Annotated in this window: 23 protein-coding genes and 1 tRNA gene; 5 read left to right on the top strand and 19 right to left on the bottom strand. The window is 42.4% G+C overall.

Annotated features, from left to right (window positions below; genetic code table 11):
* Positions 1-62: 62 nt before the first annotated feature.
* The 3 genes from mobQ to BN3261_RS13660 all read left to right on the top strand — a co-directional run bounded on the left by mobQ (position 63) and on the right by BN3261_RS13660 (position 3659).
* Complete coding sequence (gene mobQ / locus BN3261_RS13670) at positions 63-1643, top strand: MobQ family relaxase (protein ID WP_059086539.1); 1581 nt, start codon at positions 63-65, stop codon at positions 1641-1643.
* 65 nt (positions 1644-1708) lie between these two features.
* Positions 1709-2353 (top strand): CHC2 zinc finger domain-containing protein, encoded by a 645-nt coding sequence (locus BN3261_RS13665; RefSeq protein WP_059086538.1) that lies wholly within the window; start codon positions 1709-1711, stop codon positions 2351-2353.
* On the top strand, positions 2322-3659 hold the full coding sequence (locus BN3261_RS13660) for a virulence-associated E family protein (protein ID WP_059086537.1): 1338 nt from the start codon (positions 2322-2324) through the stop codon (positions 3657-3659). Before BN3261_RS13665 ends, BN3261_RS13660 begins: the two co-directional genes overlap by 32 nt.
* A gap of 28 nt (positions 3660-3687) precedes the next feature.
* On the opposite strand, the gene BN3261_RS18195 is transcribed toward BN3261_RS13660, so the two are convergent.
* Positions 3688-3885, bottom strand: coding sequence for a tweety protein (locus BN3261_RS18195; RefSeq protein ID WP_118688546.1), 198 nt, complete (start codon positions 3883-3885; stop codon positions 3688-3690).
* Positions 3886-3900: 15 nt separating this feature from the next.
* Here BN3261_RS18195 and BN3261_RS13655 point away from each other — a divergent pair, with 15 nt between their 5' ends.
* Both BN3261_RS13655 and BN3261_RS13650 read left to right on the top strand, forming a co-directional pair.
* On the top strand, positions 3901-4098 hold the full coding sequence (locus BN3261_RS13655; RefSeq protein ID WP_059086536.1) for a hypothetical protein: 198 nt from the start codon (positions 3901-3903) through the stop codon (positions 4096-4098).
* A complete protein-coding gene (locus BN3261_RS13650) occupies positions 4099-5769 on the top strand; it encodes a recombinase family protein (protein ID WP_059086535.1) in 1671 nt (556 codons plus the stop codon). It begins immediately after the preceding gene.
* Between the two features lie 83 nt (positions 5770-5852).
* Here BN3261_RS13650 and BN3261_RS13645 read toward each other — a convergent pair whose 3' ends face one another.
* The 18 genes from BN3261_RS13645 to BN3261_RS13560 form a co-directional block, all read right to left on the bottom strand.
* On the bottom strand, positions 5853-6743 hold the full coding sequence (locus tag BN3261_RS13645) for an RNA-guided endonuclease InsQ/TnpB family protein (RefSeq protein ID WP_235812387.1): 891 nt from the start codon (positions 6741-6743) through the stop codon (positions 5853-5855).
* A 17-nt stretch (positions 6744-6760) separates the two neighbouring features.
* Positions 6761-7171, bottom strand: a complete 411-nt coding sequence (tnpA, locus tag BN3261_RS13640) for an IS200/IS605 family transposase (RefSeq protein WP_180211310.1) — start codon at positions 7169-7171, stop codon at positions 6761-6763.
* A 221-nt stretch (positions 7172-7392) separates the two neighbouring features.
* Positions 7393-7965 (bottom strand): CDP-alcohol phosphatidyltransferase family protein, encoded by a 573-nt coding sequence (locus tag BN3261_RS13635; RefSeq protein WP_055057096.1) that lies wholly within the window; start codon positions 7963-7965, stop codon positions 7393-7395.
* Positions 7955-9019: an FUSC family protein gene (locus BN3261_RS13630; RefSeq protein WP_021650142.1), complete on the bottom strand. Its 1065-nt coding sequence runs from the start codon at positions 9017-9019 to the stop codon at positions 7955-7957. The genes BN3261_RS13635 and BN3261_RS13630 overlap by 11 nt, the downstream gene beginning before the upstream one ends.
* A gap of 33 nt (positions 9020-9052) precedes the next feature.
* Positions 9053-10096, bottom strand: coding sequence for a HAMP domain-containing sensor histidine kinase (locus tag BN3261_RS13625; protein ID WP_059086534.1), 1044 nt, complete (start codon positions 10094-10096; stop codon positions 9053-9055).
* On the bottom strand, positions 10096-10806 hold the full coding sequence (locus tag BN3261_RS13620) for a response regulator transcription factor (protein WP_059086533.1): 711 nt from the start codon (positions 10804-10806) through the stop codon (positions 10096-10098). Before BN3261_RS13620 ends, BN3261_RS13625 begins: the two co-directional genes overlap by 1 nt.
* Positions 10785-12218: a phospholipase D family protein gene (locus BN3261_RS13615; RefSeq protein WP_059086532.1), complete on the bottom strand. Its 1434-nt coding sequence runs from the start codon at positions 12216-12218 to the stop codon at positions 10785-10787. The genes BN3261_RS13620 and BN3261_RS13615 overlap by 22 nt, the downstream gene beginning before the upstream one ends.
* Positions 12219-12508: 290 nt before the next feature.
* Entirely contained in the window at positions 12509-13378 is an 870-nt protein-coding gene (locus BN3261_RS18305) for an aldo/keto reductase (RefSeq protein ID WP_110925819.1), read from the bottom strand.
* A gap of 10 nt (positions 13379-13388) precedes the next feature.
* On the bottom strand, positions 13389-14156 hold the full coding sequence (locus BN3261_RS13605; RefSeq protein WP_059086531.1) for a carboxymuconolactone decarboxylase family protein: 768 nt from the start codon (positions 14154-14156) through the stop codon (positions 13389-13391).
* A gap of 28 nt (positions 14157-14184) precedes the next feature.
* Positions 14185-14655 (bottom strand): flavodoxin, encoded by a 471-nt coding sequence (locus BN3261_RS13600; RefSeq protein WP_005426704.1) that lies wholly within the window; start codon positions 14653-14655, stop codon positions 14185-14187.
* 126 nt (positions 14656-14781) lie between these two features.
* A complete protein-coding gene (locus tag BN3261_RS13595) occupies positions 14782-15660 on the bottom strand; it encodes a LysR family transcriptional regulator (protein ID WP_021650153.1) in 879 nt (292 codons plus the stop codon).
* 27 nt (positions 15661-15687) lie between these two features.
* A complete protein-coding gene (locus tag BN3261_RS13590) occupies positions 15688-16113 on the bottom strand; it encodes a GNAT family N-acetyltransferase (protein WP_059086530.1) in 426 nt (141 codons plus the stop codon).
* Between the two features lie 284 nt (positions 16114-16397).
* Positions 16398-16471: transfer RNA gene (locus BN3261_RS13585), tRNA-Arg, on the bottom strand.
* A 102-nt stretch (positions 16472-16573) separates the two neighbouring features.
* A complete protein-coding gene (locus BN3261_RS13580; protein ID WP_059086529.1) occupies positions 16574-17449 on the bottom strand; it encodes a DUF3881 family protein in 876 nt (291 codons plus the stop codon).
* Between the two features lie 33 nt (positions 17450-17482).
* Complete coding sequence (gene serS, locus BN3261_RS13575; RefSeq protein WP_015526534.1) at positions 17483-18778, bottom strand: serine--tRNA ligase; 1296 nt, start codon at positions 18776-18778, stop codon at positions 17483-17485.
* Positions 18779-18822: 44 nt separating this feature from the next.
* On the bottom strand, positions 18823-19344 hold the full coding sequence (locus BN3261_RS13570; RefSeq protein ID WP_015526535.1) for a DUF4446 family protein: 522 nt from the start codon (positions 19342-19344) through the stop codon (positions 18823-18825).
* 8 nt (positions 19345-19352) lie between these two features.
* On the bottom strand, positions 19353-20285 hold the full coding sequence (locus tag BN3261_RS13565) for a ParB/RepB/Spo0J family partition protein (RefSeq protein ID WP_059086528.1): 933 nt from the start codon (positions 20283-20285) through the stop codon (positions 19353-19355).
* On the bottom strand, positions 20285-21052 hold the full coding sequence (locus BN3261_RS13560) for a ParA family protein (protein ID WP_015526537.1): 768 nt from the start codon (positions 21050-21052) through the stop codon (positions 20285-20287). The genes BN3261_RS13565 and BN3261_RS13560 overlap by 1 nt, the downstream gene beginning before the upstream one ends.
* Between the last annotated feature and the right edge of the window lie 1160 nt (positions 21053-22212).

The following is a 22212-nucleotide window of genomic DNA, read 5'->3' as shown; positions in this document are numbered from 1 at the left end:
TGCCCAAAATGAGGTGGTAAAACGCCACCCCATCCACCAATTACCGAAAGGAGGGACACGAAATGCCCTGTCCACACAACGAAATCACGATTGTTCAGCGCAGCCAGCGGCAGTCTGCGGTTGCCGCCGCTGCTTACCAAAGCGGCGAAAAGCTGTTCTGTGAATACGACCAGCAAGTGAAGCACTACCCGGAAAAGCGTGGTATTGTCCACAATGAAATTCTGCTCCCGGCAAACGCCCCACGGTCGTATGCAGACCGCAATATCTTATGGAACGCCGCCGAAGCGGTGGAAAAGCAATGGAACTCCCAGCTTGCAAGGCGGTGGGTGCTTACCATCCCAAGAGAGATACCGCCCGACCAATATGCTGTCCTTGTCCGGGAGTTTTGTGAACAGCAGTTTGTTTCCAAAGGGATGATTGTTGACTTTGCCATCCATGACCCCCACCCGCCGGGACACAATCCCCACGCCCATGTCCTGCTGACTATGCGGGCAATGGACGAGCATGGGAAATGGCTTCCCAAGAGCCGCAAGGTTTATGACCTTGACGAGAATGGGGAACGGATAAAGCTGCCATCCGGCAGGTGGAAAAGCCACAAGGAGGATACGGTTGACTGGAACGACCAGAAGTATTGTGAAATCTGGCGGCATGAATGGGAGGTCATCCAGAACCGCTATCTGGAAGCCAATGACCGCCCGGAGCGTGTGGACTTGCGTTCCTATGCCAGACAGGGGCTTGATATAGTCCCTACTGTTCATGAGGGAGCTGCTGTCCGGCAGATGGAAAAGCGGGGTATCCAGACGAATATCGGAAACCTGAACCGGGAAATCAGAGCCGCCAACAGCCTGATGAAGTCCATCCGGCAGCTCATCCACAACCTCAAGGGCTGGATTGCCGAGCTGGGCGAAAAACGGAAAGAGCTGCTTGCACAAAAAGCGGCGGAGGAAGCAACGCTTCTCCCCAACCTGCTGATGAAATATATGGAGATACGAAAGGAAGAACGAAAAAGCTGGACGAGGGCTGGACAGAACCGGGGGACTTCACAGGACTTAAAGGCAGTCAGCGAAGCCTTGTCCTATCTCCGGCAAAAGGAGCTTTCCACTGTGGAGGACTTAGAAGCATTTCTGGAATCCTCCGGGAAATCAGCCGCAGATTACCGCAATCAGATGAAGCCAAAGGAAGCCCGAAGCAAAGTGATTGACGGGATTCTTGCCAGCCGGACAGACTGCAAAGAATGTAAGGCTGTCTATGAGAAGTACCAGAAGATATTTTTTAAGAAAACAAAGGAAAAATTCAAACAGGAACACCCGGAGGTTGCCCGGTATGCGAAAGCCGCTGCCTACCTTGCCAAGCACCCGGACGATAAGGACAGCACCCAAAAGAAGCTGCAAGAGGAGCAGGAAACGCTTCTGGAAGAAATTGCAGCCCTGAAAACACCTCTGACCGAGGTACAGGCTGATTTGAAGAAACTGCGGGACATCCGCTACTGGGTACGGAAAGCCACCCCCGGCACAGAGGAAAGTAAAGAGCCGCCCAAGAAACAGCCTATCAAAGAAATCTTGCAGGATAAGACTGACGAGAAAAAAGCACAAAGAACCGCCCAAGAACAGACAAAACACAAACAACAGGATATGGAACTTTAACAGGCACTTGCCATTTTCAATCAGAGAATGTCAGGTGCTTTTCTTTTTTTCAAGGAGGGATAGATTTGAATGTATTTGAAGCTGTGAAGCAGTCCGTCACAACAAGACAGGCTGCGGAGCATTATGGAATCCATGTAGGTCGGAACGGGATGGCTTGCTGCCCGTTCCATCACGATAAAACCCCAAGCATGAAGCTGGATCGGCGTTACCACTGCTTCGGCTGCGGTGCGGATGGAGATGTGATTGATTTTGCCGCCGCCCTGTATGGGCTGGGAAAGAAAGAAGCCGCCGTACAACTGGCACAGGACTTCGGGCTTTCCTATGAGGACTGGAAGCCGCCGGGAAAGGCGAAAAAGCCCAAGCCCCGGCAGAAATCCCCGGAGGAACAGTTTCAGGAAGCAAAAAACCGCTGCTTCCGTATTCTTGCCGACTATCGCCACCTGCTCCGGGCATGGAGAAAGGATTATGCCCCGCACTCCCCGGAGGAAGCCTTTCATCCCCGGTTTATAGAAGCCTTACAGAAGCAAGATCAAGTGGAATATCTGCTGGATGTGCTGCTGTTCGGGGAAACAGAGGAAAAAGCGGCTTTGATTACGGACTACGGAAAGGATGTGATACAGCTTGAACAGCGAATGGCAGAGCTTGCAGCCACAGACGCAGCAAGAACTAAAAAGCACCATGAACGCCATGCAGCCACCCCAGAGCATTGAGGAAATCAAGGCGGGGCTGGAAACTACCGAGAAAGGCGGTGTCCGTCAGAGCATACGGAACTGTCTGACCGTATTCCAGCGTGACCCGCTGCTTTCCGGGGCTATCGCATACAACATCCTGACCGACCGCAAGGACATCATAAAGCCCATCGGCTTCCACAGGGAAAGCACCGCCTTAAACGATACGGATATGAAGTATCTGCTTCTCTATCTGGAAGAAACCTACGGGCTTACCAATGAGAAAAAGATTGATAACGCCATCGGGATTGTGGCGAATGAAAACAAGTACCATCCCATCCGGGACTACCTAAGTGCCCTTGTGTGGGACGGGACAGAGCGAATCCGTTTCTGTCTGCGGCACTTTCTGGGGGCTGACGCAGACGATTACACCTATGAAGCGTTGAAGCTGTTCCTGCTGGGCGCTATCACACGAGCCTTTCAGCCGGGATGCAAGTTTGAAATCATGCTCTGTCTGGTAGGCGGTCAGGGGGCTGGCAAGTCCACATTCTTCCGTCTGCTGGCAGTCCGGGACGAGTGGTTCTCCGATGATTTGCGGAAGCTGGACGATGACAATGTGTACCGCAAGCTGCAAGGTCACTGGATTATCGAAATGTCGGAAATGATGGCAACCGCCAACGCCAAGAGCATTGAGGAAATCAAGTCGTTTTTAAGCCGGCAGAAAGAGGTTTACAAGATACCTTATGAAACCCACCCGGCAGACCGCCCCCGTCAGTGCGTGTTTGGCGGCACTTCCAATGCCCTTGACTTCCTGCCCCTTGACCGTTCCGGCAACCGCCGCTTTATCCCGGTCATGGTGTACCCGGAGCAAGCCGAGGTTCACATTTTGGAGGACGAAGCTGCTTCCAGAGCCTATATCGAGCAGATGTGGGCAGAAGCGATGGAGATTTACCGAAGCGGCAGGTTCAAGCTGGCTTTCAGCCCCGCCATGCAGCGGTATCTCAAAGAACACCAGCGGGATTTTATGCCAGAGGACACCAAAGCCGGGATGATACAGGCGTATCTTGATAAGTACACAGGGAACATGGTCTGCTCCAAGCAGCTCTATAAGGAAGCCTTGAACCATGCTTTTGACGAGCCGAAGCAATGGGAAATCCGGGAAATCAACGAGATTATGAACCAGTGCATTGACCGCTGGCGGTACTTCCCGAATCCAAGAATGTTTTCCGAATACGGCAGACAAAAGGGCTGGGAGCGTGAAAACCCGGCAACGGACTTATGCAACCCGTCTGAAAAAACGATGGACGGTTTTGTGGAGGTCACAGAACAGATGGAGCTTCCATTCTGAAAATGACAGCCCGTTGCACCCCCTGTTGCTATCCCGTTGCCGAGCCGGTTGCCGGGGAAAACCCCTTATTTCCGGGCTTTTCTCCCTTATAACAACCAAAACAACAGAAAAATAAAAGAAAAGTATAAATAGTAACCATCGCCAGATTGAGATTGTTTGCAAGGTCTTTTGAAGCCCGTTGCCGGACTTCGTTGCCGACACCCTCTGTCTGGCTATTTTCATGTATGGAGGATCACTGCCTATGGCAAAAAACAAAACAGAGATTCATGTGACTACTGTGTTTGACGGGGAGCTTGACGCAACCGATGTGTTCGTCAGCCTGATTTCCCAGAAATATGGAAAGACAAATACAAAAGAATATCTTGTCAAAAAGAAAGATATGGAGTATAATGCAGATGAGGTTCAAAAGAGCCAGATACCGTCTGGATTGTGTGGGTAAATGGCTATGATGAACGAAATGGAATACAGAACAATCGGTTCGGCACTTGCCGGGGGCTATCGTGCAGCGGTCTATTGCAGACTGTCAAAGGACGATGACCTGCAAGGCGAAAGTGCCAGTATCGCAAACCAGCGTGATATGCTGGAAAAATACTGCGAAAAGCAGGGATGGGAGGTTGTGGCAGTCTATCAGGACGATGGCTTCACAGGTCTTAATATGGAGCGTCCTGATTTACAGAGAATGTTGAGAGCCATTGAGCGCAGGCAAATCAACCTTGTCATCACGAAAGACCTCAGCCGACTGGGGCGGAACTATCTGCAAACCGGGCATTTGATTGAGGACTTTTTCCCAAGAAACGGTGTCCGCTATATCGCCATGAATGACGGTATCGACACCCTGCGGGATAACAACGATATTGCCCCGTTCAAGAATATCCTGAACGAGATGTACAGCAAGGATATTTCCAAGAAAGTCCATTCCTCTTATCTTCTGAAAGCGCAGAAAGGACAGTTTACCGGGTGTCTTGCCCCGTTTGGGTATCGGAAAGACCCGGAGGACAAAAACCATCTGCTCATTGACGAGGAAACCGCCCCGATTGTGCGACTGATTTTCGGATATGCCCTGAACGGTCATGGTCCGAACTATATCCGCAGACGGCTGGAGGAAGAAAAAATCCCCTGCCCCACATGGTGGAACCGGGAACGGGGGCTTCGCAATACCCGCACCAAATGGGAAAAGAAAGACCCGGAAAACGGGCGGTATATGTGGGACTTCTCCGTTATCAAAGACCTTTTGATGAATCCCGTCTACACCGGGGCGATTGCTTCCCAGAAAAAAGACTACCGTTTCAAAATCGGCACGATTGGGGAAAAGAAGCCGGAGGACTGGATTGTGGTGGAGGGGCAGCATGAACCGCTGATTGACAGCATGAGCTTTGACATTGTGCAGAATAAGCTGAAATCCCGCCAGCGTCCGGGGCAGACCAATGAAATCAGCCTGTTTGCCGGACTGGTAAAATGCGGCGAGTGTGGGAAGTCGCTGACGATACGCTACACAAACGCAAAACATCCCCAGCGGATTTATTCCTGCAAGACCTACAACGCCTTTGGAAAGAACCACTGCACCCAGCACCGGATTGATTATGACACCCTTTACAGCCATGTGCTGCGGAAAATCCGGGAATGTGCCAGAGCTGCCCTGATGGATGGGGAAGCGGTTGCCGACCGCCTGACCAATACCTGTGAAGCCGAGCAGCGGGAACAGCGGGAAGCAATGGAACGCTCCCTTACAAGGGACGAGGAACGGATTGAGGTTCTGGACAAAATGGTCATGCGGCTTTATGAGGATATGATTGCAGGGCGTATCAGTGAGCAGAATTTCAACACCATGCTGGAAAAGACACAGACCGAGCAGACGGAGCTTAAAGCAAAAGTGTCCGAGGGCAGAAAGCGGCTGTCTGATGAAGTCCAGCTTGCCAATGACGCAAAACAATGGGTGGAAGCCATTCAGGAATACGCCAACATCACAGAGCTGGACGCAGCCACCCTTAACCGCTTAATCAAAGAAATCGTCGTGCATGAGCGCATTGACGAAGATAAAACAAGACACATTTCTATCGAAATTCATTTTAATCTCAAACCCATCCCGGAGGTGGAACAGGTCACTGCCTGACCTGTCCCGCCGGGACGGTTCTCTTAAAAACACCATATAGATTTTTTGTACGCCGCCGCCCGCCATCGAGCAGAGTTTTACACCTAATTGGGGATAAAACAGGTAATTCCCTGTTCACGGCAGTATTTTGCAAAGTATCTTGTGATCTTGTGCAGATAATCCGTTACCGAGTTCTGCTTTTTCTGATATAATCTGCGAATATGTTTTGATGTGACTGGATGTTTTATTTCCTTCACAGACTGCTGTCCATACCATTGTGCCTGCACCCTTGCAATCTCTTTATGAAAATATCTTTCCAATGCAAGATATCTTCTGCCCAGGATAAATGTATTCCCATTCCCGGAATCATAGCATGTCATAAGATTATGAAGTCCCAGATCAACTGACAGATAGTGTCCATTCTGCGAAAGTTCTTCCCTCTCTGAAATCTCATAAACAACAATAACTTTACATTCACCTTTTTCCGGTGGGTAGATCCGCAACTGTTTGATCTGATCCATGCCCCTGAAAATCTTATTTTCAAGATAAAGAAAGTTCTCATGGATCTGATACGTTTCTTCCATATATCTTTTTAATGCTTTTGGAAGGGACAGACGGACTTTTTCTGTGTCCCATTCATGTACAATTCCCATCTGCATATAGGTAATGGGGATACTTTCCTGTTTAAACCGCGGTGGTCTGGGATTCTCAATCCCTCCGGATCTTTTCAAGGCGTAAAAAGATTTCCATGCTTTATCCAGCAGCTTGCAGACTTCCTGGGCTGTCTGAGATGGAAGCTGTTTATACCACAGATCCTCTCTATGGGATTTTTTCTGATAATACCAGTCCGGGTATTTCTCCATTCCCATTTCTTTGTAATGCTGACGTTCGTAATTACAGACATTCCAGAGCTTGGATGCCGCATAACACATATGTCCGATGACGTTTGCATATTCCTGACTGACCTTTATGGATGTTTTCTTTGACAGCAGCATTTCCCACCTCTATGATCTCAATAAACTTTACTCTGATGCTCAATATATCTGCGGATGTTTTCTTCCGACACAGACCCGACCGTTTCCACATAATAGGAATGGTTCCACAGCTCTCCTTTCCAAAGCTGTTCTCTTATTTCCGGAAAACGTTCGAATAATTTCCTGCCGGTGATCCCTTTCAGATATTTCACGATCGCAGTTATGGATAATTTGGGAGGAGCAGACACAAAACAGTGCACATGGTCTCCTTCCCCGCATTCAAACAAATGGACGGTAAAACCTTTATCCGCTGCGATCTCCTGCACCAGCTCCTGAAGATATGCTTCAATCTCCGCATTCAATATCTTCCGCCAGTATTTCACTGACCATACCATATGGTAATTAATATTGCACACACAAGTGCGGTAATGTATAAGATTCTCCTTCATACATATAGTATAGCATAGTATTAAGAATATCACAATAAAATGCCGAACATATTTTCTTTTTTAATAAAGCTGGATACAGCATTTTTTAGTAAAAAAATAAATATATTTTACTTATAATGTGCAGATATGCACAGTTTACGCTTTCATCTCGGCAATTGAATTACCGAGGATTCCCGCTTATCTTCCTAAATATTTTTCTAGTCATTGTAATATAAAATTGCTTATACAGTCTCTTCCTTAAGAGTCCTGGTATTCTGGATAATATACAGAGCGACCGATATGACCATCATTATAGCGCACAAACCAATCAACAGATCTGATACCATCGGTGTAATGTGGAACCATATAATATGCACCGCTGCAGTTCCATATAATAAAAAGGTTACTATCTTTCCATGCCAGTCTGCACCATGTACTTTTCCTGTCTTTCGTATCACAAGACATCCACTGACTACCATATACAGCTCCTTACCTGCCATTATTACGATTAAAAGAAGCACATGCGGAAAACGAGTAAACAGACAGATTAACATCGCTGCCTGTGTCAGCTTATCAGCCACCGGATCAAGTATTTTTCCTAAATTACTAATCCTATGGAATCTTCTTGCGATATATCCATCAGCAAGATCCGTAAGACCAGACAGCAATAAGATTTCACCAGCTAACAGAGGATTTTTCTTTACACAATAACTCCATATAATTACCGGAATCAGACAAAGCCGAAAAAAAGAAAGAAGATTAGGAACCGTAATAATTCTATTCAAATTTTCTTCCTGATTCACTTCACTCTGCATGTACGGTCATCTCACTTTCCTTTTTTTTAGACATAAACCAATAAAATATAACACAAAATGCTAAAGCAAACACAACACCAAAAACATTTTGAATCACTCTAAGACTAACCGCTCCTTGTAGTCCATAAGTCTCTGCAGCAATGGCTAAAGCACCAAATGTGTTAAATACTGCCTGCCAGCCATATTGTGCTGAAAATCCTACACCGATTCCACCAAGAATTCCTATATATGCATAGATTGACGAAGGAAGCAGAAAATATAATACTGTAAAACATATAACACCTGCAATATTTCCGACAATCCTTTTACGGACTCTGTAGTGCATATCTTCCATAAACGGCAAAATCGCGGACATGGCCGCAATACCAGCCCACATTGCACGTGGCATATTACAAAGTTCTGCAATGCAAAGGACAATCGGTACGCATAAAATCTGACATATCTGCCATTTTGTTCTGGAAGAAGTGATATCAAATTCTTGTATCAGATCTTTCAGATTTCTTTTATAAGTTCTGTTTTTATGATTTCGATAAAATACGAAGCAGGTAAGTGCTGCACCTAAAGCCATTCCGACTAATCGCATCTGATAGCTTTTTCCCGTAACATCATAACCATATAGCAGCAGATACCCAAGAACCAATGTAGATTGATTAAACATAAATGGATTATGGCATCCGAACAGAATCAACACAGCCAGTGCCGCAATATTTAACAGCATTCCCAATACCGGTGAAAGCTGGTTTGCTAAATGCGGACATACAGTCATAATTACAAAGAACAAAGCCAAAAGCATCGTAGATTGTCCGGTGTGGATCCCCAGATCCGCATTTCTAAACACCATGAGACATAATAAGACTACTACACCTACAATGCTGTTCTCATTTCCAAATAGGATGCTGAAAATACTAACAAAGAAAAAACAAAATGCCATTGTAACAGCTATCTTCACTAGATATACCCACATATGATATAATTTTTCTTTTAGTGTTTCACTCTTTTTCAACAGGTTTTTAGAACCTGCCTGATTTAACTGCAACTCCTGATAAAATGTCATATAAATCCTCCCATCTTCTAATTTATCTTAAAACTATATAATCTCATCTTTCTGCTTTGGCAGCTCTATAACAAATCTGCATCCACCATATTCACGGTTTTCTGCTTTGATTGTTCCTCCGGCACTATCTACAATCCGTTTTACAAGTGCAAGACCTAGGCCATTTCCTTCTGCTTTATGAGATCCATCTACCTGATAGAACTTGTCAAATATTCTGGATTTTACATCATCCTCTATTCCGGGTCCTTCATCTTCCAGAATGAACTTAACAGAATCCTGTTCTTGTTTCAGAAACATCGTAATTGTCCCCTTTGAAGGGCTGAACTTAATCGCATTATCCAAAAGATTTATCCAGATATGCATAAAAAGTCCTTCATTCCCAGTATATTTAACTTCCTCCAATTCTACCTGAAAACCAATTTCTTTTTCTGTCCATTTTGTTTCCAGGGAAAGAAATGCCTGACGGATCTGTTCATCCAAACGATATTCTGTTTTTTTCATTGGTATGTTCTGATTCTCTAACTTGGATAACAGCAAAATATTTCCAACCAATCCGGAAAGCCTTTGGGTATTAAACAGGATTTTTTCTACATATTCCTCTTGCTCCTGAGACAATTCTTCTCCCTGAAGAAGCATTGTATATCCTTCAATGGCATTAATCGGGGTCTTAAACTCATGAGAAACATTAGATACAAAATCCATCTGCAGCACCTCTGTTGCACGAAGTTCTTTTGTCATAACGTTAAAACTTTGATAAGATTCTCCAACTTCTGCTATACGGCTGTTCGTTTCCAAATGCTGTTCAAAATCTCCCTGAGAAACTTCCTTCATTGCTTTACTAAGTCTGGTAATTGGTTCCAGTAACTTTGCATTGATAAAGGAAGTGATCAGCCCGGCAATCAATGTATTGAAAATCAAAAGCCAGCCAAGCACAGGTATGCTGCCCGGCAGATTAAAAAAATGATTCAAAAAAGCAAATAATAACGCAGATATGACTGTTGAAAATACAAGTGCCAGCCAGATTGCACCAGTCAGACAGGATCGGATCCGCAATCCTTTTTCTTTCTTTTGTTCCATTATTTTTTCACCACCTTGTATCCAATTCCACGCATTGTTACGATTTCAAAATCAGGGTTATCTTTAAAACGCTCTCTGATTCTTCCTATATGTACCTCTATCGTATGTGGGTCTGCCTCCGTCTCGTATCCCCATACTTCATCCATCAACTGTTGTTTTGTAAATGTTCTGCCTGGCGAAGCTGCAAGCTTATATAAAAGCAGGAATTCTTTTTTAGGCAAAACAAAACTTTCCTTATCAGTTGTAACCGTCATTGCATCATAATCAAACTCTGTTGAACCGATCACAATTTTGTGTTCATTCAGTATCTGTGCACGGCGAAGCAGTGCTACGACTCTTAAAACCATTTCATTCACATTTACCGGTTTTACCATATAATCGTCACTTCCCGAAAGAAATCCCTGGCGCATATCATCAAAGGAACCTTTCGCAGTGATCATAAGCACTGGTATCTGATATCCTGCTGAACGAAGTTCTGACACCAGTTCATAGCCATCCATAACCGGCATCATAATATCAGAAATGATCAGATCAATATATTCCTTATCCAATACTTCTAATGCCTGTGCTCCATCCGATGCACTTTTGACTTGATATCCATTCTTCTCAAGCACTTTTTGGAATAGCTGGCTTAATTCTTTATCATCTTCTACAATCAATATTTGAAACACGTTTTCCTTCCTCCTTATTAAAACAGATACCTTGCCCATCCAAGCAGATGCTGTACCAAAAATATTTTTCTCTGACGTTTCTTTGTTAATTCGATTGGCTCTACATGATATGGATCATTATAAGTTCCGCCTTCTAATATCTGGCGGGACACTTTTTCATATTCCATCATGCCCTCTTCCAACTGTTTATTAATATCTTTACTGCGAATTACAAGCATCAGTTCCGTATCCAGATATGTACTTCTCATGTCCATATTAAAGGAACCGATTACAGACAGATCATCGTCAATCAGAATACTTTTTCCGTGGTATGAATAACCGCCTTCATATTCCCAGATATTAATTCCTGTACTTAAGATTCTATTTCTGTTTTTCGCATAATCGGCAGCCCCAAATGGATTCCCATTATTCGCAACTGAATTTGTCATGATAGAAAAATCTGAAACGTTCTCTGCAATCTCCTCCCATGTATTATACATCATATCATTACAGATAATATATGGCGTGTGGATCTTCACACGATTTTTTGCATTTTTCATCAATTCTCCCAACTGATACCACACTACTGGTTCTTTGGAACCTGTGTGAATAGGATTTGACACTAATGTAATCTTTTCTGTCTCAAAAGTTTCGTCCGTATAATTGGTCTCGCAGATTCTTTCCTTATTCTCTTCAAAATATTTCTGATAGCTGTTCTGCAGCTCTAAAACTGCGTTCTTTACAGATTTTCTATTTGCCAGTTTTTTATTGTTATGAAAATAACCACTGTCTTCCTGATTCCATATGGTTTCAAAATACTCTGACAACTGGTTAACTGAATTTTCTTTCTCAGGTTCATCGCAAACCACTAACACGTCTCTGTCATAGTTCTTATGTCCCGGAAAATCACCCAGGAAATAATTGTATGTATTTCTTCCCCCAAGAATATATCTCTTTCCATCTGCAATCAAATATTTATCATGCATTCTACCCATCATTTTCCACGGTTTCAACGGATTGGCCTTATTATACAGTTTAATTTCAACATTCTCATGGGAAGATAATCCATAGAAATACGGATTTCCTTCCATATCAATCCAGCTCTCCATTCCATCTACTAACAGACGAATATGTACACCTCTGTCTGCCGCATCATGCAGTGCTCCTAAAATCAATTTTCCACTTTCATCGGATTGAAATGCAAAAGTAGAAAGAATAATTTCCTTTTTTGCATTCTTGATCAAACGCACTCTTTGTAAAAGCGCTTCTGGATTCTTTTCTATGATTACTGCCCGTTCTGGATTTTCACTGCATTCGTTCCATGACCCATTTTTTGTTTCTTTTTTGGTTGTATTGGACACTTCCGGCTGTTTTTTATATGCAACGCAGATTCCGAGCAATTCATAAAAAGCCACACATAAAAAAATTGCCAGTATAACAAGAAGGATTTTACATATTTTATGCTTTTTCATTGTACATCACCTGATTCCTTTTTATTTCATACTTATACAATACAAAGTCAATCTCAATTTAACCTCAACAAAATTTATTTTTCATAAAAAAATATGACCGGCTTCTTTTTAAAGAAACAGTCATATTTTTATTCTAATATATGAAGGAGCTTTTCTTACTCCGTTGTATTAATCACTATCCATGCAAAATCTTCTTTGTACAACAGACTGTTAGATATAGCAAAAACGGCCTTTCAAAAACAGTTAACTTCTAAATCAACTGTTTTTTGAAAGGTCGTTTCATCAGATTCTTATAGCAATCCAGCAAATAATCTCATAAATAATTGTCCCAGTCGCAAATATGCACTTCGTCCGGTTTGATATTGGTCTGTCACATCACGACATTCTCCCATCGTTCTTATCAGATCATTTTTTATTTCCACAACTGCCTGACAATCTGCCATAAAACAGCCGTTTTCAAAATGGTGATATAAACTTCGATAATCCAGATTAATTGTTCCACAAGTTGCCATACAGTCATCTGCCACACTCATTTTTGCATGACAGAAACCAGGAGTCCACTCATAAACACGAACACCATGTTTAACTAATCCATGATAAAAAGAACGAGTTATATTATAAATGAATTTTTTATCAGGGATACCAGGTGTGATAATTCTTACGTCTACCCCTCGCTTAGCAGCCAGACATAACGCATACATGGCAGATGCACCAAGTGCCCTGACCTTTCCTGCTTTTACCAGATCGTGCAGTGCCTCCATAGTTTCTTCAATTGGTGTATCATAGTCAAATCTATGGATGATATATAAATCAAGATAGTCGGTTCCAAGACGTGACAGAGTTCCATCTATTTCCCTCATGATTGCCTGTCTTGATAAACGACCTTCATTAAAATATACCTTGGATGCAATCACAACCTGATTTCTCGCTACATTTTTCTTCAATGCTTTACCTAAATATTCCTCACTTGTTCCTGCTGAATATCCATTTGCTGTATCAAAAAAGTTATATCCCAAATCAAGTGCATGCTTGATAACATTCTCACTTTCAGCTTCATCCAACGTCCAGTCATGCATGGTTCCAGCTTTCCCAAAACTCATACAGCCCACACATAATTTCGACACTTCTATATCTGTATTTCCGAGTTTACCGTATTCCATAGTGCTCTCCTTATCTTAATCCAGCGTACTCTTTCTCCGATACCGCCTCACACCACTCATTGGAACAATCCACTCCCGGCACCTCAATTGCCAGATGGGAAAACCATTCATCCGGAGCGGCCCCATGCCAGTGCTTTACATCTACCGGAATGTTAATACAGTCACCCGGTTTCATTTCTACCGCATCCCTGCCTTCTTCCTGATAAAACCCTCGGCCGGCTACACATACTAAGATCTGCCCGCCACCGCTTTTTGCATGATGAATATGCCAATTATTCCTGCATCCGGGTTCAAATGTCACGTTGAAAATGCCAACCTGAGAAGTGGAAATCGGTGCAAGAAAACTTCTGCCAGAAAAATACTGTGCAAAGCCATCATTTGGTGCACCAATTGGAAATACCATCTCTTTTGCATGCGCGCGCATCGCTTCCTCTTCGTATGGCAAATCTCCTTCACCTGCCTCCCACACTTCCTTTGCAAGATTGAAAACAGCCCATGCTTTTGGCCATCCTGCATAAAATGCGACATGTGTGATTACTGCGGCAATCTCTTTTTGTGTTACACCATGATTTTTTGCATTTTGAAGATGATATTTTAAAGAAGCATCTGTAATTCCGGAAGCCATCAGAGCAACCACCGTGATGATACTTCTTGTTTTTACGTCGATGTCCTGGTTATTCCAGTTTTCGCCGAAAAGTACATCATCGTTAAAATGTGCAAATTCCGGTGCGAATTCACCAAGTGTATTTCTTCCTGCTGTCTGTACTATTTTTCCCATTTTCTGTATACCTCCATAGCACTGTTATTTATAAAGATTTTACCCACTCACTGATTTCCTGTTTTGTTCCACGGTTTAACAGGCTGCCTTCTGTGATAACCGCATCCGGTGCAGATGGCTGTAATTCCTTTACAGTATTACCGAATCCACTTCCACCGGATGTTGCAAAGAGCACAATCTTTTTGCCACTGAAATCATAGGCTTCCAAAAATGTATTGACAATTGTCGGAGCTACATACCACCAGATTGGGAATCCCAGAAGGATCTCGTCATAAGAACTCATATCCATCTTTTTCTTCATAATCTCCGGTCTGTATTTCTTATCACTCATTTCCACACTGCTGCGGGATTTTTTATTCATCCAGTCAAGATCAGCCTTTGTATATGGAACTTTTGGCTCAATCTCAAATAAATCCGCTTTTGCTTCCTCTGCAATCATTTCTGCTACTTTTTTTGTTGTCCCGCTTGCACTGAAAAATGCGACTAAATTTTTACTCATAATAAAAATCCCCTTTCTTTGCGAATTTTTCGTATAAAAATAGATGTATAAGATTTGAATTTCTCTTATACATCTATTTTATACCTGATATTTTTATTATGTCTAATGCTTATATTGAATTCCATTCTATGCCTGAAAAGCATTTATTTCTTCTATCATTTTACTGACCGCCAGAGAATATGGAATGTTTCGTCTCCAGGCAATCACAGTACTTGTTGTGATTTCAGGAGAAATTCTTCGCTGTACAAGAATATCCTCCCGCCAATACTTTGCAGCACCTTCGATGGATACCGGATAGCCCAGTCCATTTGCTGCCATAACTCCGGCATTCGTTCCAAGATTACTTGTAAAAGCAATCTGCAGTTTCGAAAAGTCTTTTCCAAACCAATTGGCAAGTTCACTTTGAACATTTACTCTTTCCGGCAGGATCAATGGTTTTCCAATAAGATCTTCTTTTCTTATAAACTCTTTTTCTGCCAGCGGATCATCCGGCCGCATTCCAACACACCAGTGATCGCAATCTGTGATCCGGATATAATCCAGCCCTTCGGTGTCCACCGGCTCCATGAATAATGCAATATCTACAAGTCCTTTGTTCATCATCTCATACACTGCATCTGCTGTTGCAGTATGCAATACAATCTGAACCAGCGGGTATTTTTCTTTATATGTTTTACATATCTCCGCCAATGTCTCCACCGCTGCAAATTCACCGCATCCAATGGTTATATTTCCCTCTACAACATCTTCTTTTCCTTTCAGTTCCTCAAGTGTTTTTTCCTCAAGATTAAGGATCTCCAGGGCACGCCTTTTTAATAAAATCCCCTCTTCAGTAAGCGAAATTTTCTTCCCGCTTCGAATAAATAATGTTACTCCAAGCTCCTCTTCAAATGCCGCCATTTGTCTGGATAGCGTTGGCTGAGTAATATGCAATTGTTCTGCTGCTTTTGTAAAGCTCTGTTCTTTTGCCACCGTCAGAAAATAGCGCAATAGTCTTAATTCCATATTTTTTATTCCCACAACTTCCGATTTCTATTTTTGTTTCCATAGCATAGTGTACTCTTTTTCACCAGTATCTTCATCTAAACCTTCACATTGAATAATGAACCCTTCTCTTTGGTAAAAAGAATTTGCTCTGGCATTCTTCTGATATACATTTAATCGTAAGCTGACTTTTTTATCCTTAATATAATCCAATAAAAGCTTACCTATGCCACATGACTGCATTTCATCAGAGACAAAAATACCTTCGATATATTCATCATTTAGTCCTACAAATCCTTGTATCATTTTATCTGCTTCAAACACATAAACTTCGGATTGTGACAGCATTTCTTTCACTAATTCATAATTACTTTTCCAGTATTGATTGGAAATAAAATAATGTGCTTTCAGATTTGTCTTTAACCATATGTCAGCGACTCTATCGATATCTCTGTTCAGCAACTTTCTAATCATAACAAATATTCTCCACAACAACATCCTTTATGCTTTTCTCTTTTATCTATTCTATCACAAGCTCACCATTAATCATCATTTTTTGATATTTTTTCTTTTCCCCTACTGCAAAACAGCATCTGAGCGTTTCGTTATATAGAGGGGTACACATACAGAGCAAAACTAAAATGTTAGCTGGAAATTGATCCTTTTGAATGGAATTTTGTGTCACGAACGTGTTTAGAAAATAACAAAAGCGTTCGTTGTCAGCTAATCCAGCTAACATTTTCGAACGCTTTGAAGCCCGTCCATAAGAGGATTTGAACCTCCGACCCCTCGCTTAGGAGGCGAGTGCTCTATCCAGCTGAGCTATATGGACATATATGGTTGTGAAACATTTCGAACACTTCCAAAAGTTTCACAACCATTATTTTACTATATTTATTTTGAAATTACAAGAATTAATTCTAAATTCGAAAACTTAATAGTGCAGCTGACCCTGCAGCCAGATTGTTCCTTTGAAGCGGCGTCCAACTGCCGGTTCACCGAGAAGATCTTTGCTGTTGATGCAGATATCAAACTGTATATCATTGCTCTCTATAGTCATCTGGCAGATTTCTTCACCTGTCAGGATATTCTTAAATTTCATGATATCCAGAATCTCACCAAGAACATTATACTGATCACATTCGATTCCATAAGGCATGAAATAAGAGTCCACGATCGTGAGAACATCATCTGTAACAATTCTCTGTGAAATCATGGAGTAAGTATCCATATCCTCCATTGTAAGGCTCTCCATAGCTTCCTCATCACCATTACGCGCTGCTGCGATCAGATTAGTCCTGTTTTTGGAAAGTTCTCTCTCCACCTTTACCGCTTCCTTATCCTTCTGCAGCGGAAACAGGATCTTTCCCTCAGAAGCCAGACCGGAAACCGTCACCGGACGGTCCCCCGGGTCTTTCAGGCCTTTGTATTTCTCCTGCATATATTCTGCCAGATTCTGCAGATAAAAGATCATAGTCACGCCAATACGCAGATCATCACATGCTCCTGCATAAGATTCCTTATCTGTATGACGTTCAACAGTCACTTTTTCCCTGGATGTGATTCCTGTTCCCCTGAAAAATGGGAAATAATATTCCACGTGAAACTCACCGTTCTCATCGTACTGACCACAAACGCTGATTCCACAGTCACAGCCATAATTCTTAGAAAACTGTACAAATACGCCTTCCGGATGATTTTCCACGCAAACCTTTTCATCGTAGCTTGCGATCACATCACGGATGATCTCTTTTATTTCACTTCTTCTGGTAATCTGTGAAAAACCAACGGTCTTTAAATAACTGTGCACAAGAACACCTCCCTGAAAAAGCCTGCGTTTCTCTTACGCGCGTGTCTTTTTCTCAATCTTTGTCATACCGCCCATATATGGCTGCAGAGCTTTTGGAATGTTTACAGATCCATCTGCATTCAGGTTATTCTCCAGGAAAGCAATGAGCATTCTCGGAGGTGCTACTACTGTATTGTTTAATGTATGAGCAAGATATTTCTTGCCATCTTTGCCGTTTACACGGATTTTCAGACGACGTGCCTGTGCATCTCCAAGGTTGGAGCAGCTTCCTACCTCAAAGTATTTCTTCTGACGTGGAGACCATGCCTCAACATCGAGGGATTTTACCTTAAGATCAGCAAGGTCACCGGAGCAGCACTCAAGCGTACGAACCGGAATATCAAGAGAACGGAACAGATCTACTGTATTCTGCCACAGCTTGTCGAACCACATCTTACTCTCCTCTGGCTTGCAGACAACGATCATCTCCTGTTTCTCGAACTGATGGATACGGTAAACACCTCTCTCCTCAAGTCCATGAGCACCTTTCTCTTTACGGAAGCACGGAGAATAGCTTGTAAGTGTCTTCGGAAGCTCTTCCTCCGGAATGATCTGGTCAATGAATTTACCGATCATGGAATGCTCACTTGTTCCGATCAGGTAAAGATCCTCACCTTCGATCTTGTACATCATAGCATCCATCTCCGCAAAGCTCATAACGCCTGTAACAACGTTGCTTCTGATCATGAAAGGCGGTACGCAGTAAGTAAATCCCCGGTTGATCATGAAATCTCTTGCATAGGAAATTACTGCGGAATGAAGGCGTGCGATATCACCCATCAGATAATAGAATCCGTTACCGGCAACACGTCTTGCGCTGTCAAGATCGATTCCATCAAAATTCTCCATGATATCTGTATGATACGGAACTTCAAAATCCGGAACAACCGGCTCACCAAATTTCTCAATCTCTACGTTCTGGCTGTCGTCTTTACCAATCGGTACAGAAGGATCGATGATGTTCGGGATTACCATCATATCTTTCAGAAGCTCTTCCTCAACCTCTTTCTCTCTCTGAGAAAGTTCCTCAATACGAGTTCCGGATGCAGCAACCTGTTTTTTAACCTCTTCTGCCTCTTCTCTTTTTCCCTGGCCCATAAGAGCACCGATCTGTTTGGAGATCTTGTTTCTCTCAGCACGGAGAGCCTCAACCTCCTGCTTAATCTCTCTGTTTTCTTTATCAAGTTCGAGAACCTTGTCAACCAGCTCCAGTTTGCTGTCCTGGAACTTATTGCGGATATTCTGCTTTACAACCTCCGGATTCTCTCTCACAAACTTAATGTCTAACATGATATTCCTCCTGTATTAAAAATATTCTTACTCTTTGCAGTTTTTTATTCCTTCTCAATCTCACCAAGGCCAAAGTTTACTGCTTTTCTCAAAGCTTCCACTTCTTCCTGACTAAGTACAACATAGGACTCACCTTTTACGATCTCCTTTAAATAAAGGAAACAGTTATCGCGGCTGTGAACCGCATTCAAGATCAGACCCGTATTGTTTTTATCAAGAAGCGCCAATGCAAAGCTGAGTTTTCCACCTACATCATCAAATGCATCATACTTTTCAACGCCATATTTGCTGAACATTACATTCATATTTTTTTTGATAAAGCTGATGTCATGATCATGATCTTCCTTTGCTTCATACAGCCGGTCGATCTGTGCAAATTTTCTTACAAAAACTTTTTCCAGTGACTGTGCATCTCCGCCTCTCATAAACATCTTGTACTTCCGTTCCAAACGGCTGAGACGCATATTGCTACTCACCACATTGATCAGAAGAATGATGGTAAGGATCAGCAAAACAATGATCACAATCCCGGAATCAATTCCCATGCTTTCAAAAATCCCGCTCATTCTGCCTCCTATCTGATAGATTCGAACAGATCAATGATCCTCTCCAGTTCATCTCTGGAATAATATTCAATTTCAATTTTACCTTTGTTGTTCTTCTTTCGCTGAATGGATACCTTTGTTCCCATGATACCTTTCATTTTTTCTTCCAGGCTCTCATAAATGGCATCTTCTGCTGTGTTTTTCTCTGTTTTTACTTTTTTCGCAGGAGAAACCAGATTCTTTACAAGTTTTTCCGTCTCACGAACACTGAGTTTTTCATCAAAAACCTTCATGGCTGTTGTTTCCTGAAGAACTTCATCAGAAATTCCCAGAAGTGCTCTCGCATGACCAGCTGAGATCATATCTGCAATTACCATTTCCTGAACTTTTGAAGAAAGCTTCAGAAGACGCATGGAATTAGTTACTGCAGTTCTGCTTTTGGCAACTCTGTCTGCGATTTCATCCTGTTTCAGGTGAAACTCTTCCATCAGACGTTTGTATGCCATCGCTTCCTCTATAGGATTCAGGTCTTCCCGCTGAATGTTCTCGATCAAGGAAATTTCTACGATTTCTTGGTCTGTAAACTCTTTTACAACAACAGGAACTTCCTTGAGCCCTGCCATCTTGGCAGCTCTCCAGCGACGTTCGCCTGCAATGATCTCAAAATAATCCTTCTTATCGGATACCAACAACGGCTGAAGAACACCGTACTGTTTAATGGATTCCGAAAGTTCCAGCAGCGCATCCTCATCAAAATGTCTTCTGGGCTGATTCAGATTTGGTTCTACGCTGGAAATTTTCACAAGTCGTTCTGCGGCCGGATTATCTTTTTCAGTTGGTTTGTCTTTTTTTACAACTGCAGATCTTGTCTTTTTTGCAGGTTCCTTTGACGGACCGCCTGCTTTGTTCGGGATCAGTGCGTCAAGACCCTTTCCAAGGCCTCCTGTTCTTCTTCCAGCCATCACTCGTCCTCCCTGCCTATAACTTCTTCTGCCAGGAGGCGATAACTCTCTGCTCCTGTAGATCGTGAATCGTACAGATTGATCGGTTTTCCATAGCTTGGTGCCTCTGCAAGTCGTACATTTCTCGGTATGATCGTTTTGTATATATTCTGGTCCAGGTTTTCTTTTACATTTTCTACAACCTGAAGTGACAGATTTGTTCTGGCATCATACATAGTAAAGACCACGCCTTCGATCTTCAGTCTCTTATTCAATCGGTCTCTTACCAGTTCGATGGTATGTATCAACTGTGACAAACCTTCCAATGCATAATACTCACACTGAATCGGCACCAGAACGGAGGTTGCGGCTGTCAAAGCATTAATTGTAAGCATGCTCAGTGACGGCGGACAATCCATGATTATGTAATCATATTTCCGGCGAAGTTTATCCGTGATCTTTTTCAGAATAAATTCTTTATCCTCAAGATCAACCAGTTCAATTTCTGCACCGGAAAGATTCATATTCGATGGTATCAGGTCAACATTATCTACAACGTTCTTTATAATGGTATCCTTGGTCTCTGCTTCTCCAAGCAGCAGCTCATAAAGGGTGTTTTCTACTGCATTCTTGTCTGCGCCAAGTCCACTGGTCGTATTTCCCTGCGGATCAATGTCGATGGCAAGAACCTTTTTCCCTTTTTCAGCAAGGCAGGCCGATAGATTGATGGCTGTCGTTGATTTTCCAACCCCGCCTTTCTGATTGGCAACTGCAATGATTCGTCCCATTGTACCCCTCCTTTTTATTTTTTTAAGGGATTTTTACTCATTGGATATCATTATAACACTTTTATTTTTAAACTGCCACATAATGTTTCACGTGAAACAATAGAAAATAGGTTTTGAATTATTTTATTTATTGTGTAGTATACCCAAACTCATTCCGGACTAAACAAAAGTTTGACAGTAACAGTACATCGATTATAAAGTCCATCAACTCCGCATAAACTTCCAGTTTTATTTGCTGTCAATCAGACTATATATTTTACGCCATTACGCCATAAAAACGTACCGAGAAATGAAGTTCCCATTTATAGATATTTTGCTGAAATTGTTCTGATTTATCGTAATCTCGAAAATAATTCGATTTTCTCGGTATAGATATTATCTTTTATGGAACCTTGCACACTGCTACATAGGCATCGAAATCCCTTTCTTTTACAGCATTTATAGCATTTTCAAATTTTATCTGAGCACTAAAAACATTACTATTATTATCAAGCGAATAAAAGCATCTGTAAACACATTCGCAGTTCTACACTGAATAACTGCTTCGCGATTTACCAAAAGGACTACAAGCTACTCTTCCCTGATAAGAAGCAGTTCTTCAACCACTGCTTATCGTTTCTTGCAATTGAAATCAAAAACAGTGGGACCTCCTGATTCGAGTCATACAAACAAAAGCATCCGCAGTTGCTACGCAGCTTTACACCGAATAACTGCTCCGCAGTTTATCAAAACTTGCTTGTACTCTTCCTGATATAAGCAAGTCACCAACCGCTGCTTATTGCTTCTTACACTTGAAGCAGGGGACCTCCTGACTCGATTAAAAACTATATCACGCTACCGTAAAGCGCATATGAGTTGTCGTTGTTGCGAAACATTTTTTAAGTCAAGCGGATAAAAACATCCTCTTCACTACTGCTCATAGCTTAATAAATGCTTCGCAGTTTATCAGAAGGAGACTGTACTTCTCCTGATACAAGCAAGTCCCCAACCACTGCTTATTGTAGTTCACAATTGAAGCAGGTGAATTACTTGATTCGATTAAAATCTATATTAAACCTACCATAAAACACATAAGCGCGAACTACAGCTGTTTTTTATTTCTGCAATTGTCAAAGATGGGGGTATGACTCTTTATTCTTAATCTGTCTTCGGATGTTTCA

Origin of the sequence: Blautia massiliensis (ex Durand et al. 2017), from assembly GCF_001487165.1 — a bacterium.
GTDB classification, from domain to species: Bacteria; Bacillota; Clostridia; order Lachnospirales; family Lachnospiraceae; genus Blautia_A; species Blautia_A fusiformis.
The sequence above is the reverse complement of the archived record's forward strand: the minus strand, read 5'-3'. Positions and strand labels throughout refer to the sequence as shown.

Coding starts and splice junctions, on each gene's coding strand:
- mobQ (WP_059086539.1), top strand. CDS start 63: ATGCCCTGTCCACACAACGAAATCACGATTGTTCAGCGCAGCCAGCGG.
- BN3261_RS13660 (WP_059086537.1), top strand. CDS start 2,322: ATGAACGCCATGCAGCCACCCCAGAGCATTGAGGAAATCAAGGCGGGG.
- BN3261_RS13655 (WP_059086536.1), top strand. CDS start 3,901: ATGGCAAAAAACAAAACAGAGATTCATGTGACTACTGTGTTTGACGGG.
- BN3261_RS13650 (WP_059086535.1), top strand. CDS start 4,099: ATGGCTATGATGAACGAAATGGAATACAGAACAATCGGTTCGGCACTT.
- BN3261_RS13645 (WP_235812387.1), bottom strand. CDS start 6,743: ATGCTGCTGTCAAAGAAAACATCCATAAAGGTCAGTCAGGAATATGCA.
- tnpA (WP_180211310.1), bottom strand. CDS start 7,171: ATGAAGGAGAATCTTATACATTACCGCACTTGTGTGTGCAATATTAAT.
- BN3261_RS13635 (WP_055057096.1), bottom strand. CDS start 7,965: ATGCAGAGTGAAGTGAATCAGGAAGAAAATTTGAATAGAATTATTACG.
- BN3261_RS13630 (WP_021650142.1), bottom strand. CDS start 9,019: ATGACATTTTATCAGGAGTTGCAGTTAAATCAGGCAGGTTCTAAAAAC.
- BN3261_RS13625 (WP_059086534.1), bottom strand. CDS start 10,096: ATGGAACAAAAGAAAGAAAAAGGATTGCGGATCCGATCCTGTCTGACT.
- BN3261_RS13620 (WP_059086533.1), bottom strand. CDS start 10,806: ATGGGCAAGGTATCTGTTTTAATAAGGAGGAAGGAAAACGTGTTTCAA.
- BN3261_RS13615 (WP_059086532.1), bottom strand. CDS start 12,218: ATGAAAAAGCATAAAATATGTAAAATCCTTCTTGTTATACTGGCAATT.
- BN3261_RS18305 (WP_110925819.1), bottom strand. CDS start 13,378: ATGGAATACGGTAAACTCGGAAATACAGATATAGAAGTGTCGAAATTA.
- BN3261_RS13605 (WP_059086531.1), bottom strand. CDS start 14,156: ATGGGAAAAATAGTACAGACAGCAGGAAGAAATACACTTGGTGAATTC.
- BN3261_RS13600 (WP_005426704.1), bottom strand. CDS start 14,655: ATGAGTAAAAATTTAGTCGCATTTTTCAGTGCAAGCGGGACAACAAAA.
- BN3261_RS13595 (WP_021650153.1), bottom strand. CDS start 15,660: ATGGAATTAAGACTATTGCGCTATTTTCTGACGGTGGCAAAAGAACAG.
- BN3261_RS13590 (WP_059086530.1), bottom strand. CDS start 16,113: ATGATTAGAAAGTTGCTGAACAGAGATATCGATAGAGTCGCTGACATA.
- serS (WP_015526534.1), bottom strand. CDS start 18,778: ATGTTAGACATTAAGTTTGTGAGAGAGAATCCGGAGGTTGTAAAGCAG.
- BN3261_RS13570 (WP_015526535.1), bottom strand. CDS start 19,344: ATGAGCGGGATTTTTGAAAGCATGGGAATTGATTCCGGGATTGTGATC.
- BN3261_RS13565 (WP_059086528.1), bottom strand. CDS start 20,285: ATGGCTGGAAGAAGAACAGGAGGCCTTGGAAAGGGTCTTGACGCACTG.
- BN3261_RS13560 (WP_015526537.1), bottom strand. CDS start 21,052: ATGGGACGAATCATTGCAGTTGCCAATCAGAAAGGCGGGGTTGGAAAA.